We start from the raw sequence: 15,987 nt of genomic DNA, 5'->3' as shown, positions 1-15,987 counted from the left end.
TTCGAAGCGGATCCAAAGCCGGACTTCGCCTGCCTGGAGCATGATCCGGACCCGAAGGGCCGCGCTATAGCGTTTTCGAGCGAAGTGGATACCGGTTCGCGTGAAGAAAACGCGTCAAAACAAAAGATTAGAGCCTCGGTTCTGATCCAATCAGAACCGAAAAGGCTCTAGCGCAAAGTGGAAACCGGTTTTCCCTCGCGACAAACGCGGAACGCGTTTGCGCGGAGATCACGCTCAAACAAAGAGATGGGATCATGATGCGATTTCACTTGATCGCATCATGATCCAGGAACCGACAGCAAGGTTCTCGAATTGACCAGAGCCGTTGCTTCCAGCTCGCTCTGCGGACAAAATGCCCGCCAACCAGCCAGAAACGTCTGTTCGGAGGAAACATGGGCACCAAAATCTCGTTCAAGCGTCCGGACGGCAAGGACGCCAATGGCTATCTCGCCAACGCCGCGCGCGGCGACGCCCCGGGCGTGGTCGTGATCCAGGAGTGGTGGGGACTTCAGGAGCAGATAAAGGGGCTGTGCAACCGCTTTGCGCTGGCCGGTTTCGACGCCTTGGCGCCCGATCTCTACAACGGCAAGGTGGTGCCCTATCACGACACCGACGCTGCCGGCCGGGAGATGAACTCGCTCGATTTCATGGATGCGACCACGCAGACGATCCGTGGCGCGGTACAATATCTGGCGAGGAACGGCGCAAAGGTCGGGTTGACCGGCTTCTGTCTCGGCGGCGCGGTCACCATCATCGGCGCGGCCAAAATTCCGGAACTGACCGCGGGTGTCGTGTTCTACGGCATCCCGCCCGAGGAGGCGGCGAAGCCGGCAGATGTCCGCATTCCGCTGCAGGCCCATTTCGCCAACAAGGATGACTGGTGCACGCCGAAAGCGGTCGACGCCTTCGAGAAGGCCATGAAGGCAGCCGGCAAATCGATCGAGATCTTCCGCTATGACGCCGAGCACGCCTTCGTCAACGAGCAGCGCATGTCGGTGTATGATCGCAAGGCCGCGGAAATCGCCTGGGGCCGGGCCACGGAGTTTTTCAAAAAACATCTGGGATGAGGCCCGTCATTTGATTAAGCGCGAGCGTGCCGCGCGCACTCTGTGCTCTCTCCCCCCTCGTGGGGGAGAGCTGGAGGGGGGGTATCACGCACGCCGGCGTTTTTGGCTTACCCCCTCCCTAACCCTCCAAGGGGGAGGGAACGAGTCGTGAGTCAGCCGTCGGTCCGCACCCCGTCCCACCACGGGCAGGTCCCCGACATCAATCCGTAGTTACCCTCCATGACTTGCACCGGGGCGCGCAAGCCGGCGGCGGCCGCGCGCATCCGCATCTTTCGCGCAATCTCGCGGTCGGCTTCCGGCAACCAGTTCCGCTCGTGTCCCCACAGGCTCGGCCCGTCCTTGAGTTCGGTCGGCTGCCATGTTGAAGGATCGATCTCGCGACCGCCCCAGCCGCATTCCACCATGAACGAGGACGGCGATCTGGCATAGAACGAGGTCATGAGGTCGTTGGTGTGACGGCCGAGCGTGACGTTGATGCGATCGGGCTCGCTCATCGCGACGTCGTAGCATTGCCCGACATCGTCGAGCGAGAACAGTTCGACCATCAGGTGATGCATCCCGTTGCGGCCGGTCTGAAGCAAGGCCAGGCTGTGATGACGGGCGTTGATGTGAAAGAAATAGGCGCGAAACGGTTTCTGCATGTAGTCGGAGAGGCGGAAACCGAGCACGTCGACATAGAACGGCATCACCGTCTCGATGTCCTCAACGGTCAGCACGGCATGGCCAAGACCCAGCGGTCCGGTGCGAAAGCCGGAAATCGAGCGGCCGGGGCGAAATGGCGTGTCGTCGATCGCAGCGCCATAAAACGCCTCGAGACGATTGCCGGCGGGATCGGAAAACGAGATCAGGCCGCGAACGCCCCTCGTGTCGGCAAGCGCCTGCGGCTCTGCCGTGACCTCGACTTTCGCCTGTTCCAGGCGCGCGGCAAGGCAATCCAGCGCAGCCGCGCCCTCGACCTCCCAGCCGAAAAAGCGCTGGTCTTCCGCCATCGAGCGGTCGACGATGATGCGCTGCTTGCGGTCGTCCATCCGAAACGCCAGCAAAGAGGGGCCGCGTTCCACAGCCTGCAGCCCGACTAGGCGGGTGCCGAACTGCCGCCAGTCCTCCAGCGCGGCCGAGCCGAAGCCAACATAACCGAGAGCCTGCAAAGGCATCGTTCACCTCCCGTTCGAAGGCGAAGGATGCTTGGGGGATCGGGCAGGTGCAAGTCCCGTCACCGCCGGTCACCCTTGACGGCCCCGATTTGTCATGGTGTTTACCCCTCCATGAGCATCGTCGTCCACGCGTCGCGTCTTTGGTGGCCCGCCTCCTAAACAGGTGGCTGATAGCGATTTGCTTTGATTTTCATCGTTAACGGGCCGTCATCGCAGCGGCCTTTGTCTGTCCTGTGTGGCGTTCCCTCGGCAGGTTTCGTAAGAGGATCACATGAACAGGACCGTCTTTTCCCTGCCGGCGCGCAGTGAATATCGCACCCGTAGCGGGCTCTCGGTCATTCGCTCGGTGGAGCAATTTTCCGGCGGCGCCAACAGGCTTGACGATCTGATCGACCTGCTCGATCGCCGCCGCGGCGTGGTGCTTTCCTCGGGAACGACAGTGCCTGGCCGCTACGACAGCTTCGACCTGGGCTTTTGCGATCCACCCTTGCAGCTTGAAACCAGGGAAACGAATTTCTCGCTAGAAGCGCTCAATGCGCGAGGCGAAGTGCTGATTTCGTTTCTCGGCGACGTTCTTTGTGAGGCCTGCGTCGTCATCACCGAAAAGAGCGCCCGCCGGCTCGCCGGCCATATCCTGCGCGGCGCCGCGCCGGTCGACGAGGACCAGCGCACGCGGCGCGCCAGCGTGATGTCGCTGGTGCGTGATCTCGTGGCGGCGTTCGGCGCCGCGGACGATCCGTTGCTCGGCCTTTACGGTGCCTTCGCCTACGATCTGGTGTTCCAGATCGAAGACCTGGTGCAGAAGCGCCCGCGCGAGAAGGACCAGCGCGATATCGTGCTTTATCTGCCGGACCGCCTGTTGGCCTACGACCGGGCGACCGGGCGCGGCGTGGTGTTGAGCTATGATTTCGCCTGGAAGGGCCGCTCATCCGGCGGTCTTCCGCGCGACACTGCCGACAGCTTTTATGCGAAAACGCCGCGGCAGGGATTTTCCGACCACGCGGTGGGTGAATATCAGGCCACCGTCGAAACCGCGCGCGCCGCGTTTGCGCGCGGCGATCTGTTCGAGGCGGTGCCGGGACAGTTGTTTGCCGAGCCCTGCGAGCGCTCGCCGGCGGAGGTGTTCCAGCGGCTTTGCCGGATCAACCCATCGCCCTATGGCGCGCTGATGAATCTCGGCGACGGCGAATTCCTGGTGTCGGCCTCGCCGGAGATGTTCGTGCGCTCCGACGGCCGGCGGGTCGAGACCTGTCCGATTTCCGGCACCATCGCCCGTGGGGTGGATGCGATCGGCGATGCCGAGCAGATCCGCCAATTGCTCAATTCGGAAAAAGACGAATTCGAGCTCAACATGTGCACCGATGTCGATCGCAACGACAAGGCGCGGGTCTGCGTGCCAGGCACGATCAAGGTTCTGGCGCGTCGCCAGATCGAGACTTATTCCAAGCTGTTTCACACCGTCGATCATGTCGAAGGCATGCTGCGGCCGGGTTTCGATTCAATCGACGCATTTCTCACCCATGCCTGGGCGGTCACGGTGACCGGCGCGCCGAAATTATGGGCGATGCAATTCGTCGAGGATCATGAGCGTTCGCCGCGGCGCTGGTATGCCGGCGCCATTGGCGTGGTGAATTTCGACGGCGGCATCAACACCGGCTTGACCATTCGCACCATAAGGATGAAGGACGGCCTCGCCGAGGTCCGGGTCGGCGCCACCTGCCTGTTCGATTCCGATCCCGCCGCCGAAGACCGCGAATGCCAGGTCAAGGCGGCCGCGCTTTTCCAGGCGCTGCGCGGCGATCCGCCCAAGCCCCTTTCGATCCTGGCGCCGGACGCGACCGGTTCCGGCAAGCGCGTTCTGTTGATCGATCACGACGACAGTTTCGTGCACATGCTGGCGGATTATTTCCGCCAGGTCGGTGCCAGCGTGACGGTCGTACGATATGTTCATGGAAGGCAGATGCTGGCGAGCGAGAACTACGACCTCCTGGTGCTGTCACCGGGGCCGGGCAGACCGGAAGATTTCAACATTTCTGAAACGATCGATACGGCATTGGGAAGGAAACTGCCGATTTTCGGCGTCTGCCTCGGCCTGCAGGCGATCGGGGAATATTTCGGCGGTCAACTCGGCCAGCTCCGGCAGCCGGCGCATGGCCGGCCGTCGCGGGTCAAGGTGCGGGGTGGGCGGCTGATGCAGAACCTGCCCGACGAGATCGTGATCGGGCGCTATCATTCGCTTTACGTCGAAGGCGACCGCATTCCCGAGGTGCTTGAAGTGACCGCGAGCACGGAGGATGGCGTGGTGATGGCGGCCGAGCACAGGACTCTGCCGGTCGGCGGCGTGCAATTTCATCCGGAATCGCTGATGTCGCTTGGCGGCGAGGTGGGCTTGCGAATTGTCGAAAATGCCTTCCGGCTCAGGGTGGGGAATTGAATGGAAGTTTCACGCACGTCATTCCGGGATGGTGCGCTAGTGTCCCGATTCCGAAGTTCGCATCATCTTGCGGCCACCTCGTTTGCGAACTTCGGAATCGAAAGGACACTAGTAAGTCATTGTTTCTAGTGTGGCTTTGGTTCAGAAGTCCGCATGACAGAACTCGCGGCAGTAATGATGCGGACTTTCTGAACCGCCACACTAGCACCAGACCCGGAATCTCGAGATTCTCAGGTGCGCAATCGCGCACCATGGTTCGCGCGGTGCGCGCCCCGGAATGACATTTGAAAGAGAAAGCCATGACTCCCGAATATGATCTCAAGTCCACGGTCCGCACCATTCCGGACTATCCGAAGCCGGGCATAATGTTCCGCGATATCACCACGCTGCTTGGCGATGCGCGCGCCTTTCGCCGCGCCGTCGATGAACTGGTGCAGCCCTGGGCCGGATCGAAAATCGACAAGGTCGCCGGCATCGAGGCGCGCGGCTTCATTCTCGGCGGCGCGCTGGCCCATCAGGTCTCCGCCGGCTTCGTGCCGATCCGCAAGCGGGGAAAGCTGCCGCACACCACGGTTCGCATCGCCTATTCGCTGGAATACGGTCTCGACGAGATGGAGATGCACGCTGACGCCATCCATCCGGGCGAGCGGGTGATCCTGGTCGACGACCTGATCGCCACCGGCGGCACCGCGGAAGGCGCGGTCAAGTTGATGCGGCAGATCGGCGCCAACGTGGTCGCCGCCTGTTTCATCATCGATCTGCCGGAGCTCGGGGGCGCTGCGAAATTGCGAGCGATGAACGTGCCGGTGCGAACGCTGATGACGTTCGAGGGACACTAGCGTCCCGCCTTGCGGGAGGCAGACGATCGAGAGCGTTACGGGGCGTGCAAGATCAGGCTCAGTTCGAGCTCGCGGAAACTGAGATAATTCCGGCGGATCCATTGATGCAGCTCGGTCGATGAATCCTTTTCGCTCCGCAAATAGTCGGTGAACGAGAACGACAACCGGTCGACATAGGTCTTGAGAAAAGTCGGCAGCGCCGCGATGCGCAGCACCCTTCCGGCGGCAAGGGTTTCCGGCAATTCGCCGCGCACGACATATTCGTTCTCGACGGTCACCAGCGCGGTCGGCGGAACCTGACGCTGCAGCATCGGGTAGCTGCGCATCGAGACACGGTCGGTGTCGCCGACGAACAGAACGATCGGCGAGACGCCGCGCCGCACGGCCTCCTTCATGAAGCCGATTTCCTCGGTCATCTTGAAGAATTCGTCGAAGGCGTGGAAGCCGAGATCGATCACCTTGGCGATACCGTCATTGAGGATGACGCGGTCCATCAGCGCCATTTTGCCGAAAGTATCGTCCACCTCGGCAGTCTCGGTGATGTCAGGCAGATATTCGAGCAGCGACGGCTCTTTCAGGTTGACGTCGAACGGGATCACCGTGCCGTTCTTCAGCAAAAGGAATTCGCTCAACAGGCGCGCGACCAGCGTCTTTCCGACCAGCGGACGAGGCGAGCAGACGATGTAAACCGGGGTTTGGCGCATCACGCGCTATATCAGGCGAATTTGCCCGCTATTCCAGCCCAATCATTTCGGCGGCGCAAATTATTTTTCGCCGCGCGGGTTGGGCTTGGCGCCGACCAGGTCGGTCAGCTTGATACGGTCGAATTCGCTCCAGACATTGGCCAACCAATGGCGGACATAACCGCGCAGCACGAAGGAGTAGTTGGCGGCTTCGTCGCTTTGGCCCTTGTTGGCCACAAATTTCAGGAACGGAACGGAAGCGAGCTCGACCTGCTCGTTGGCCATTTCGTTGAGCTTGGGAATGGTGAGTTCGGTCGCGTCCTTGATGCGGTGGAAATAGGAATTGTAGGTGGCCTGATCCCACTCGAAGAAGCTGGTGTTGTTGATGAAATTCTTCACCAGGTAATATTTGGCACCGACCATGAAATTCGCGGTTTCCGCGATTTCGTCCAGCGAGGCGATCGAGGGACCGAGAATGTGGAACACGGCGAACGTGATCTGTCCCGATTTGGCCGCATCGAGGAAACCGATGTCGCGCAACGAGGCCAGCGCCGGAGACAAGAGGCCGGCCCGGACGTCGATGACGGTGACCGAGGGGCTGGCGGCATTGAGCGTATCGAAGATCTTCATCTGGTCCGAGGTCACGGTCATGTCGACGATCTCGGTCACCTCGGGGTGGAACCGCTTCAGCGTGCCGCGCGGGGATTCGGTGTCGAACGCGCGCGTGGGCACGCTGTTGGCACTGAAATAATCCAGCAGCGTTCGCGAAACGGTCGTCTTGCCGACCCCGCCCTTGTCAGCGCCTACCACAATCACAACAGGTTTCGCCATGAACCATCCCCATGCGCCGTCTTTGATGGAAGCATTATCCTAGAACTAGTGGAGTGGATTTGACATTCGCTACCCACCTAGCCGCAGACTCCCAATGCGAATGTCAAATCCAAAACTCCACTAGAAACTTATATTTGCTAGTGGTCCTTTGATTCTAACATTCGCAAAGTGCCTGCCGAAACGGGATGCGAATGTTAGAATCGGACCACTAACAACCGGGATTGCCCCGGAATGCCCCGAATCCACCGACCGGCCGGGAAGCCCCACCCGCGATCGGAATGTCCCCATCTGCTTTGGGCGCGAACATGGCAGAAACAAGGGATAATTCAATTCATTACGCAACGGCCAGACCAACTTGGTTGAAGGTTTTTAATGCGGGCGCCGAGCCAGCAATCCTTTTGGGCATCCTGCCATTTTCGCGGGCCGCGGGGAGGTCAAGTGCCCTGTGGACCAACGATTTGCCCGGTATTCTCGATCATGATGCGACTAAGTGGAATCGCATCATGATCTCATCTCTTTGTTTGAGCATGATCTTTTCGGAAAAATCGGTCTCTGCTTTGCGCTAACGCGGCCCTCCGGGTCCGCATCACGCTCTAATGGCGGCCCCAGGGATCGGCCGGGTTGCTCCAAGGCCCTCGCGGAACCTGAAAAATCAATCGCTCGCCATATCACCCCAGCGCCAACGGCGCGCTTTTGCGTAGGCGGTCTTGTCGCGGTGCGGCACTTTCGCAATTTCGAGGCCTCCGACCGTGCAGAGTTTGGCGGTTACTTCAACCTTGCTGACAGAGGGCGGCGCGAGCACGCGGGCAAAACGCCGCAAGGAGGGCATACGCGTGAACGCGACATAACTGAATTTCTCGTCCTCGAAGGGAAGCTCGGCTCCCTTGACCTGCATGTGCGCGCGCAGCCGCGGCAGACGTTGGGCGAAATGACACCAGTCAGGCGCGTAAAGCGGGCATTTGCCGTCGTGGGGGCAGGGTGCCGCGACATGTGCGCCGCGAGCGATCAGCTGTTCTCTCAAAGCGATGATCCTCGCATAGCCTGCCGGTATACCCGGTTCGATCACCACCAGCGTATCGCTCGTCATTGCCCAAAGCCGCTCGGCGAGCGCGCGCCGCTCGTGCTCGCCTCCCTCACCGATGACGTAACTCGCTACCACGAGCTCGGCATGCTCTTCTTCCGCAAGCGCCGCAGAAACATCAGCTCGCCGGTAGCCGATCGAGCCCAGGCGCGCGGTATTGCGGGCCAGATCCAGCGCGAGCGAGCGCAAGGCGGCATTGTTATCGAGCAGCGCAAAGCTTTGCAGCGAGGAAAACGTCTCTGCCGCAGCCCAGCTCGCCGTGCCCGGTCCGGCGCCGACATCGAGCAGGCTTTTGGGTGCGAAATCGGGCCTGAGCTCGACGAGCGCATTCAGGCTTGCGACCACCGCTGCGTAGGTCGCCGGCATTCGCGCCAGCGCGTAGGCGAGCGCGTCGGATTCGGAAGCGATCGCGGCGGAGTTGCCGCCGTCGCGGTAAGTCCTCGAGATCAGAGCGACGCGTCTGGCTATGGCTTCGCGGGACACACCCTGCAGTTTCGCTTCAAGTGCGGCTCTCAATTCGGGGGGAAGGGCGGGAGAGGTCATTTTCACCCTCCCCTGGAGGGGGAGGGTCGCCTGCGCCAGCAGGCGGGGTGGGGTGATTCTAATTGCACTTGGCGCACAGCAACTAATCCTGTCGTGAGGTGTTGCCACCCCACCCCGGTTCGTTTGGCTGCGCAAGAGCTTCGCCAAACTCGCCGACCCTCCCTCTCCAGAGGAGGGTAAGAAATTACGCCACGTTCTGATCGAGAATCTTCACGGCGTCTTCGAGATCGACCGAGACAAGCTGCGACACGCCGCGTTCGGCCATGGTGACGCCGAACAGGCGGTTCATCCGTGCCATGGTGATCGGATTATGCGTGATGATGATGAAGCGCGTTTCGGTGCTCGCGGTCATCTCGTGCAGCAGGCTGCAGAACCGTTCGACATTGTGATCGTCGAGCGGCGCGTCGACCTCGTCCAGCACGCAGATCGGTGACGGATTGGTCAGGAACACCGCAAAGATCAGCGCCAGCGCAGTCAGGGCCTGCTCGCCGCCGGACAACAGCGACAGCGTCTGCGGTTTCTTGCCGGGCGGCTTTGCGATGATCTCAAGTCCCGCTTCCAGCGGATCGTCGCTCTCGATCAGATGCAGCGCGGCTTCGCCGCCGCCGAACAATTCGACGAACAGCCGCTTGAAGTGGCCGTTGACGGTTTCGAACGAGGCCAGCAGGCGCTCGCGGGCTTCGCGGTTGAGGCTCTGGATGCCCTGGCGCAATCGCTTGATGGCTTCCACCAGATCGTCACGCTCGGTGGTGAGCGTGGCGTGCTGGGTCTCGACCTCGCGCAGTTCTTCCTCGGCGCGCAGGTTGACCGCGCCGAGCCGCTCGCGGTCGCGACGCAGCTTTTCGAGATTTTCCTCGATCTCGGCGAGCGGCGGCAGTTCCGCGCCGGGCTCGATCTCGGCAAGGCCGGCCACCGCCTGCGGTTCGATTTCCAGCATGTCATGGATTTCGCGTTCGACGTCGATCAGGCGGCGCCTGGCGCTCTCCATGCGTTCTTCGGCGCGAGCGGTAGCCTCGCGCGCGCCCGACAGCGCCTCGAGCGAAATCTTGGCGGCGCGATCGGTCTCGGCCATGACGTTTTCGGCGGTGGCGAGGGCGTCGGCGGCGAGACGGCGTGCGTTTTCGGCCGATTCGATTTCGTTGATCAGTGCGCGGCGCTTTTCTGCAAATACTGCGGGCGCGTTCTCGAGCTCGGCGCGTTCGGCCTTGACCTCGCCGATGCGGGCTTCGATGGTCTCGATCTGCGAGACGGCGCTTGCTTTTCGGTTTTGCCACTCGTCGCGCTCGGCGGTGATCGCATGCAGACGGCGGTCGGCAAGCTCGGCCTCGCGCGCCAGCGCCTGGGCTTCGGCCCGCACCTGTGCCGCGACGCGCCGGCAGCCGTCGATCCCGGTTCGAACCTCCGCGAGCTTGGTTTCGAGGGGGAGACTGGCTGACAACTCTGCGAGCGCCACATTCGCCGCCTCGAGCGCGCCGTGCGCTTCGCCGCGGTCGGAGGTGAGGCGGGTACGGGCCTCCGTCAGTGCCGAGGCGCGTGCGGCGTGGCGATTGATCTCGCGTTCGGTCGCAGCATGACGTTCGCGCGCGCTGTCTGCTTCGCGCTGCGCGGCACGCCAGGCTTCGCGCGCCGAGGATTCCGCGCTTGAAGCGGATCTGAGCTCGGCCTCGGCGGCCTCGAGCGCCTGCCGCTTGGCGCTCGCATCGACACGGGCCTGATCCAGTTCGTGCTCGATGTCGACGAGCCGGGCGCGCTCGGCGAGGCGGCGCGCGGCCCCGGTCGGTGCATGCGCGGCCGCGACGAATCCATCCCAGCGCCAGACATCGCCTTCGCGCGATACCAGCCGCTGGCCGGTCTTGAGCTTTGCAACCAGCTCCGCGCCGCGCTCGCGCGCCACGATGCCGATCTGTGCCAGGCGCCGCTCCAGTTCGATCGGCGCCTGGACATGAGCCGGCAGCGCCACGACGCCATCGGGCAGTGCAGGATCGCCATCGATTACGCCGGCATTGGTCCAGCGCATCGGTGCCGAGGGATCGACGGGCGCATCGAGATCGTCGCCGAGCGCCGCCCCAAGCGCCTTCTCGTAGCCCTTGGCGACGGTGATGCCGTCGATGATGGGAGGCCACAGGTTCTTGGTCGCGACGTTGACGAGTTTCGAGATCGTGCGCGCTTCGGTCTCGAGCCGTTGCACGCGCTTGTCGGCCTCGTTCAGCGGCGGGCGCGCAGCCTCCAGCTTCGATCGTGCGGCGGCGTGAGCCGCTTCGCTCGCCTGCGCTGTGGCCTCCGACTGCGCGAGGCCTTGCTGCGCGGCCTCCATCGCGGCGGAAAGCGCGGCAAGGTCGCCAAGTCCGCTCGTCTCCTGCGCCAGCATCTCTTCGTCGCGCTCGACATCGGCAATGTCGTGATCGAGCCGCGCCAGCCGCTCGCCGTGGGTGCGTACGTTGTCTTCAAGCTGATTGCGCCTGGCGCTGAGGTCGGCAAGCGCCGTGGTCAATTCGGCGAACAGCCGCTCAGCGGCGGCCAGCGTCGCTTCCGCTTCGGATACGCGTCCGTCGACGCCGCTGCGTTGCTCGACGCGCGACCTGATCTCGTTCTTCAACTCGGCGTCTTCGGTGTCGAGCCGCTGCAGCGCCACTTGCGCGTCGGCGGCCTGCTGCTGCTCGCGAGAAATGTCGGAGGAGAACTGCGTCAGGCGGCGGTCGAGTTCGGTGACGCGTTCCCTGGCGCGCTCTTCCTCGCGGTCGAGCATTTCGCGCGCATTGGTGAGGCGCTGAAGGCCGGCGGCGGCGCGGGCCTCGGCCTCGCGTAAAGCCGGCAATTCCGAAGCGCGAACCGCCTGGATGCGCGCGGCCTCGGCCTGCTCGCGGGTGCGTTCGGCCATCTCGCGCACGGCATGCCCGTGCGTCGTCGTCGTCTCGGCCACGCCGGCATGGGCTTCCATCCAGCGCAGATGAAACAGCAGCGCCTCGGCTTTGCGGACCTTGGCTGCCACCTCGCGATAGCGAATGGCCTGCCGCGCCTGCTTCTTCAGGCCGTCGATTTGTCCGGCCAGTTGCCCGATGACGTCTTCGACCCGGGTAAGATTGGTATCGGCGGCCTTGAGGCGCAATTCGGCCTCATGCCGGCGCGCATGAAGTCCGGCGACGCCGGCGGCATCTTCCAGCACGCGGCGGCGCTGCTCGGGCTTGGCCTGGATGATCTCGCCGATCTTGCCCTGATGCACCAGCGCCGGCGAACGCGCGCCGGTGGCGGCGTCGGCGAACAGAAGCTGCACGTCGCGCGCCCGCACATCTCGGCCATTGATGCGGTAGACCGAGCCCGCCTCGCGCTCGATCCGCCGCGAGATTTCCAAAATCTCCCGGTCGTTCATGGCGGCCGGTGCGGAGCGATCGGAATTGTCGATCGTCATCATCACCTCGGCGTGGTTGCGCGAGGGGCGGTTGCCGGAACCGGCGAAGATCACCGCGTCCATGTCGGAGGCGCGCAGCGATTTGTGTGACGTCTCGCCCATCGCCCAGCGCAGCGCCTCGACCAGGTTGGACTTGCCGCAGCCGTTCGGACCGACCACGCCGGTGAGGCCGGGTTCGATGACGAAATCAGTCGGTTCAACGAACGACTTGAAACCGTGGAGGCGAAGACGGGTCAGTTTCATGGGCACGGATTCTCTGTTGGCAGGGCGCGAATCTCCCTGCCGGGACAATACCATAGAAGGCAATGTCGGTGTTTGGGCTACTCGCTCGCGGCGGCACTTCGGGCGCCGACAATGGCGAGCAGGGGGCCGCAGCGCAACCCGGCGGTGACCGCTTTTCCCATGGGATTTCGGCCAAATTATTGAGGATTGTGCTTGGCTTAAGCGGCCTTTTGGTTCCGCGCGAAGGCCGCAAACGAATCAGCTCTTCAGCAGCGCCTTGATCCGCTTGTCGAATTCCTCGAACGAGGTTTCGCCCTTGATCTTCTCGCCATTGATGAAAAAGGTCGGCGTCGAATCGACCTTCAGCACTTCGGAAGCGTATTTCTGGTCCGCCACGATCTTGTCGAGCAGCGACTGGTCCTTGAGGCAATCCTCGACCTGCTGCTGACTGAGGCCCGCCTGCTTGCCGATCCGGCTCAGTGACTCCGTGGTGTTCTTCACCACCCAGTCGCCCTGCTGCCTGAACAACAGGTCGGTGACCGCGAAGTATTTGGCGGAATCGCCGCCTGCGATGCAGCGCGACAGCATCGAGCCGGCCGCGGCCTTGATGTCGAGAGGGAATTCGCGGAACACGTAGCGGATCTTCCCGGTGTCGATATAGGCCGCCTTGATCTTCGGGAACACGGCATCATTGAAGGCCGCGCAATGCGGGCAGGTCATCGACGCATATTCAGTGATGGTCACCGGCGCATTTGCCGGCCCGAGCGCCATGTCCGGGAGCGACATCGGCTTGGCCACGTCGGCTGCGCCTTGTGCCATCGCCTGCGCGATCAAACGCAGCGGCGGGAACCCGGCAAGCACGGCAAGTCCGCTCAGCGACAGGGCAGCGGTAAAGGCGCGACGCGTGATGATCAAGATCTGCTCCTGAAATTGGCGCTTTCACGCCGAAAGAACCGTTGGCTAGCTCGAAACCGGCAATGTGGCAATGGCGGGTAGCAATTGCGAGAGTTGGGGGTGGGCTCAATTTCGCTTGATTGAAGCACCGAGTCGCGCCAGCGCGGCCCGCAACGCCTCATCCTCAATCGAAGACAGGGTTTTTGCGACTTCCTCAACCTCGCCCTGATCCGGTTCGCGGTTGCCAGGGCCTGCTTGCCGCCGCGACAACGGACCTTGCCGCAGCGCCAGGCGGCCTACCGCGTGCCAGCCGAAGAATCGGTTGACGCGTTCCAGGATGACGTCGGAAGCGTGCTGGATTTCCAGCGCCATCGGGCCCTCGACCCGCAGCACGAGCGTCGCCGCCTCCTGGGGCTGGCCTTCCACCGGCCGTGGCCACTGCAGTTTCAGCGGCTCGCAATGGGCGGCGATTTCCGCGCCAGCAATTTCAGCCCATCGCGTGACGAGCTCGCGCGCCGCAAACCCCTGACGCGCATAGGCGTCGGAAAAGACGTCGCTGAGCAGGACAGAGAGCGGCTTTGCCGAGATCGGACCGGGTTTGGCCATGGGCTCTTCATGTTCCAGGCGGAGCAGGAAATGCGCGAAGAAGTTTGCGAAATTTTCCTCGTGATATTCCGCCCCGGGACCTTCGGTCCATCCCTTGGATGACGTTATAAGGCCACATGACCCTAGCAGGTGCGCCCGTCAGGCGAAAGAAACCCCCTCTGCCGGATTGCGAGCCCGGGGTCGCCACGCGCCCGGCGTTGCTCCTTTCCTGGTACGACCGCCACCGCAGGATGCTGCCGTGGCGAGCGCCAAAAGGCGCGCACCCGGATCCCTACGCGGTGTGGCTTTCCGAGATCATGCTGCAGCAGACCGGCGTCAAAACGGTAGGTCCGTACTTTGCGAAATTTCTCGCCCGCTGGCCGGACGTTAAAGCTCTTGGATCGGCCTCGCTCGATGACGTGTTACGGATGTGGGCGGGGCTCGGCTACTATTCGCGTGCGCGCAATCTTCACGCCTGCGCCGTCACGGTTCTGCGCCACTACGGCGCGGTGTTTCCGGACACCGAGGAAGGCTTGCGCGGCTTGCCGGGGATCGGTCCTTACACCGCAGCCGCGATTGCCGCGATTGCGTTTGGCCGGCGCACCATGCCGGTCGACGGCAATATCGAACGCGTCGTGTCGCGGCTTTATGCCGTTGACCAACCGTTGCCACAGGCAAAGCCGCTGATCGGCAAACTCGCTGCAACCTTGCTGGGCGAAGCCTCCACCGGCGACGAGGAGTCCCGCGCCGGCGACGAGAAGTCTCGCGCTGGCGACGAGGAGTCTCGCGCCGTCGACGAGGAGTCTCGCGCCGGCGACATCGCGCAAGCGCTGATGGATCTGGGCTCCTCGATCTGCACCCCGAAAAGGCCGGCCTGCGCGCTGTGTCCGCTCAACGACAACTGCGCGGCGCGCGTGCGCGGCGACCCGGAGACTTTTCCGCGCAAGTTACCAAAGAAATCCGGCGAATTGCGCTGCGGCGCGGCGTTCGTGGTCCGGCGTGGCGACGAACTTTTGCTCCGCAGCCGTCCTGAAAAAGGCTTGCTCGGCGGCATGACCGAAGTGCCGACCTCGCACTGGCTCGTCGCGCAGGAGGACGACGCGGCATTGAGCCAGGCACCTGCGCTGAAGCATATGACGCGCTGGCACCGCAAGGCAGGCGTGGTCAGTCATGTATTCACGCATTTTCCCTTGCAGCTTGTGGTCTATACCGCCGCCGTACCTTCGCGCAGCCGCGCGCCGAAAGGCATGCGCTGGGTGAGCATCGCTGCGCTGAAGGAAGAAGCGTTGCCGAATGTCATGCGCAAGGTGATCGCGCACGGGCTGTCGGCGTAGCCAGCCCACGTCCGGTTTCCAACATCAATCGGCGCAACCAGATCGATCCGGGATCGAACTGCGCCCTGGTCGGATAGAACATGTGCTGTTCGTCGATGCCGGGATCGAGCGGCGGCGTGACCGTTTGCAACGACAATTGCTTTGCCAGCGCGGCAATCAGCCGGCGCGGCACGAAAGCGACGAGGTCGGTGCGGGCGACCACGTGCAGCGCCTCGATATAGCCGGGCACCACAAGCGCGATCCGCCGCTCAATGCCTTTGGTATGCAGCCAGCGGTCGATGAGATCCTCGTTCTGGCCGCGGATTACCACCGCAACATGCCGCGCGCCATGGAAAGCTTCGCGTTTTTTCAGTTTGGCGCCGACGGGATGACCGCGACGCACCGCGAGCGCGTCGCTGTCCGTATAAAGGCGCTGACGGTGAAAACCCTTGAAGGCGTCGCCGATCGAGATCACGAGATCGATGGTGCGGGCAAATTCCGCGGTGAAGATCGCGGGTCCCCGCCACGGCACCACGTCGATGGTCACGCCCGGTGCCTGTTTCGTCACCTTCTCCATCAGCGGCGGCATCAACAGCTCGACCGCGAGGTCGGGCATCATCAACCGGAAATGCCGCTCGCTGCGCGAGGCGTCGAATTCGTCCGGCAGAAACAGCCCGCGCACCTGATCGAGCGTCTGCGCCAGTGGCCCGCGCAAGGCCTGCGCCCGCGGCGTCAATTCCATTTTGGCGCCGACCCGAACCAGCAAGGGATCGCCAAGCACATCGCGCAGTCGTTGCAGGGCGTGGCTCGCCGCCGGCTGCGACAGGCCGACCCGCATCGCCGCGCGGCTGACGCTCGCTTCCTTGAGCAACGCGTCCAGCGCGACCAGCAAATTGAGGTCAAGCGAATTCAAATTCATGAAACGAATAAATATC

The 15,987-nt window shown here is 63.0% G+C and carries 12 protein-coding genes; 4 read left to right on the top strand and 8 right to left on the bottom strand.

Annotated features, from left to right (window positions below):
- Positions 1-392 precede the first annotated feature (392 nt).
- The gene (locus VNX23_RS25230; RefSeq protein WP_325634284.1) at positions 393-1,067 is read left to right on the top strand and encodes a dienelactone hydrolase family protein; all 675 of its coding nucleotides are present in this window, start codon (positions 393-395) and stop codon (positions 1,065-1,067) included.
- Positions 1,068-1,219: 152 nt separating this feature from the next.
- Here the strand turns inward: VNX23_RS25230 and VNX23_RS25225 are convergent, their stop codons facing one another.
- Positions 1,220-2,221, bottom strand: coding sequence for a VOC family protein (locus VNX23_RS25225; RefSeq protein ID WP_325634283.1), 1,002 nt, complete (start codon positions 2,219-2,221; stop codon positions 1,220-1,222).
- 271 nt (positions 2,222-2,492) lie between these two features.
- Between VNX23_RS25225 and VNX23_RS25220 the strand changes: the two genes are divergently transcribed.
- Together VNX23_RS25220 and VNX23_RS25215 are read left to right on the top strand one after the other, a co-directional pair.
- Positions 2,493-4,655 carry an anthranilate synthase component I gene (locus VNX23_RS25220; RefSeq protein WP_325634282.1) on the top strand — a complete coding sequence of 721 codons (2,163 nt, stop codon included), beginning with the start codon at positions 2,493-2,495 and terminating at the stop codon, positions 4,653-4,655.
- A gap of 299 nt (positions 4,656-4,954) precedes the next feature.
- On the top strand, positions 4,955-5,494 hold the full coding sequence (locus tag VNX23_RS25215) for an adenine phosphoribosyltransferase (protein WP_325634281.1): 540 nt from the start codon (positions 4,955-4,957) through the stop codon (positions 5,492-5,494).
- Between the two features lie 35 nt (positions 5,495-5,529).
- Here VNX23_RS25215 and VNX23_RS25210 read toward each other — a convergent pair whose 3' ends face one another.
- The 6 genes from VNX23_RS25210 to VNX23_RS25185 all read right to left on the bottom strand — a co-directional run bounded on the left by VNX23_RS25210 (position 5,530) and on the right by VNX23_RS25185 (position 13,760).
- Positions 5,530-6,198, bottom strand: coding sequence for a hypothetical protein (locus VNX23_RS25210; RefSeq protein ID WP_325634296.1), 669 nt, complete (start codon positions 6,196-6,198; stop codon positions 5,530-5,532).
- Between the two features lie 60 nt (positions 6,199-6,258).
- Entirely contained in the window at positions 6,259-7,008 is a 750-nt protein-coding gene (locus tag VNX23_RS25205) for a hypothetical protein (RefSeq protein WP_325634280.1), read from the bottom strand.
- A gap of 652 nt (positions 7,009-7,660) precedes the next feature.
- Positions 7,661-8,632, bottom strand: coding sequence for a small ribosomal subunit Rsm22 family protein (locus tag VNX23_RS25200; RefSeq protein WP_325634279.1), 972 nt, complete (start codon positions 8,630-8,632; stop codon positions 7,661-7,663).
- A 184-nt stretch (positions 8,633-8,816) separates the two neighbouring features.
- Positions 8,817-12,281, bottom strand: coding sequence for a chromosome segregation SMC family protein (locus VNX23_RS25195; protein WP_325634278.1), 3,465 nt, complete (start codon positions 12,279-12,281; stop codon positions 8,817-8,819).
- Positions 12,282-12,518: 237 nt separating this feature from the next.
- Positions 12,519-13,175: a DsbA family protein gene (locus tag VNX23_RS25190; RefSeq protein WP_325634277.1), complete on the bottom strand. Its 657-nt coding sequence runs from the start codon at positions 13,173-13,175 to the stop codon at positions 12,519-12,521.
- A 105-nt stretch (positions 13,176-13,280) separates the two neighbouring features.
- Positions 13,281-13,760 (bottom strand): DUF721 domain-containing protein, encoded by a 480-nt coding sequence (locus VNX23_RS25185; RefSeq protein WP_325634276.1) that lies wholly within the window; start codon positions 13,758-13,760, stop codon positions 13,281-13,283.
- A gap of 116 nt (positions 13,761-13,876) precedes the next feature.
- On the opposite strand from VNX23_RS25185, the gene VNX23_RS25180 reads away from it, so the two are divergent.
- A complete protein-coding gene (locus VNX23_RS25180) occupies positions 13,877-15,073 on the top strand; it encodes an A/G-specific adenine glycosylase (RefSeq protein ID WP_325634275.1) in 1,197 nt (398 codons plus the stop codon).
- Here the strand turns inward: VNX23_RS25180 and VNX23_RS25175 are convergent.
- Positions 15,036-15,971 carry a LysR family transcriptional regulator gene (locus VNX23_RS25175; protein ID WP_325634274.1) on the bottom strand — a complete coding sequence of 312 codons (936 nt, stop codon included), beginning with the start codon at positions 15,969-15,971 and terminating at the stop codon, positions 15,036-15,038. The two genes, VNX23_RS25180 and VNX23_RS25175, sit on opposite strands and share 38 nt — an antisense overlap.
- Between the last annotated feature and the right edge of the window lie 16 nt (positions 15,972-15,987).

It is taken from the genome of Bradyrhizobium sp., from assembly GCF_035570375.1.
In the GTDB taxonomy this organism is placed as follows: Bacteria; Pseudomonadota; Alphaproteobacteria; order Rhizobiales; family Xanthobacteraceae; genus Bradyrhizobium.
Note: the sequence above shows the minus strand (reverse complement) of the source record. Positions and strands in the feature narration are given on the sequence as shown.

Excerpts from the sequence above, each read along its gene's own strand:
- VNX23_RS25210 (WP_325634296.1), bottom strand. The coding sequence starts at position 6,198 with ATGCGCCAAACCCCGGTTTACATCGTCTGCTCGCCTCGTCCGCTGGTC.
- VNX23_RS25195 (WP_325634278.1), bottom strand. The coding sequence starts at position 12,281 with ATGAAACTGACCCGTCTTCGCCTCCACGGTTTCAAGTCGTTCGTTGAA.
- VNX23_RS25215 (WP_325634281.1), top strand. The coding sequence starts at position 4,955 with ATGACTCCCGAATATGATCTCAAGTCCACGGTCCGCACCATTCCGGAC.
- VNX23_RS25175 (WP_325634274.1), bottom strand. The coding sequence starts at position 15,971 with ATGAATTTGAATTCGCTTGACCTCAATTTGCTGGTCGCGCTGGACGCG.
- VNX23_RS25230 (WP_325634284.1), top strand. The coding sequence starts at position 393 with ATGGGCACCAAAATCTCGTTCAAGCGTCCGGACGGCAAGGACGCCAAT.
- VNX23_RS25185 (WP_325634276.1), bottom strand. The coding sequence starts at position 13,760 with ATGGCCAAACCCGGTCCGATCTCGGCAAAGCCGCTCTCTGTCCTGCTC.
- VNX23_RS25200 (WP_325634279.1), bottom strand. The coding sequence starts at position 8,632 with ATGACCTCTCCCGCCCTTCCCCCCGAATTGAGAGCCGCACTTGAAGCG.
- VNX23_RS25220 (WP_325634282.1), top strand. The coding sequence starts at position 2,493 with ATGAACAGGACCGTCTTTTCCCTGCCGGCGCGCAGTGAATATCGCACC.
- VNX23_RS25205 (WP_325634280.1), bottom strand. The coding sequence starts at position 7,008 with ATGGCGAAACCTGTTGTGATTGTGGTAGGCGCTGACAAGGGCGGGGTC.
- VNX23_RS25180 (WP_325634275.1), top strand. The coding sequence starts at position 13,877 with ATGACCCTAGCAGGTGCGCCCGTCAGGCGAAAGAAACCCCCTCTGCCG.
- VNX23_RS25225 (WP_325634283.1), bottom strand. The coding sequence starts at position 2,221 with ATGCCTTTGCAGGCTCTCGGTTATGTTGGCTTCGGCTCGGCCGCGCTG.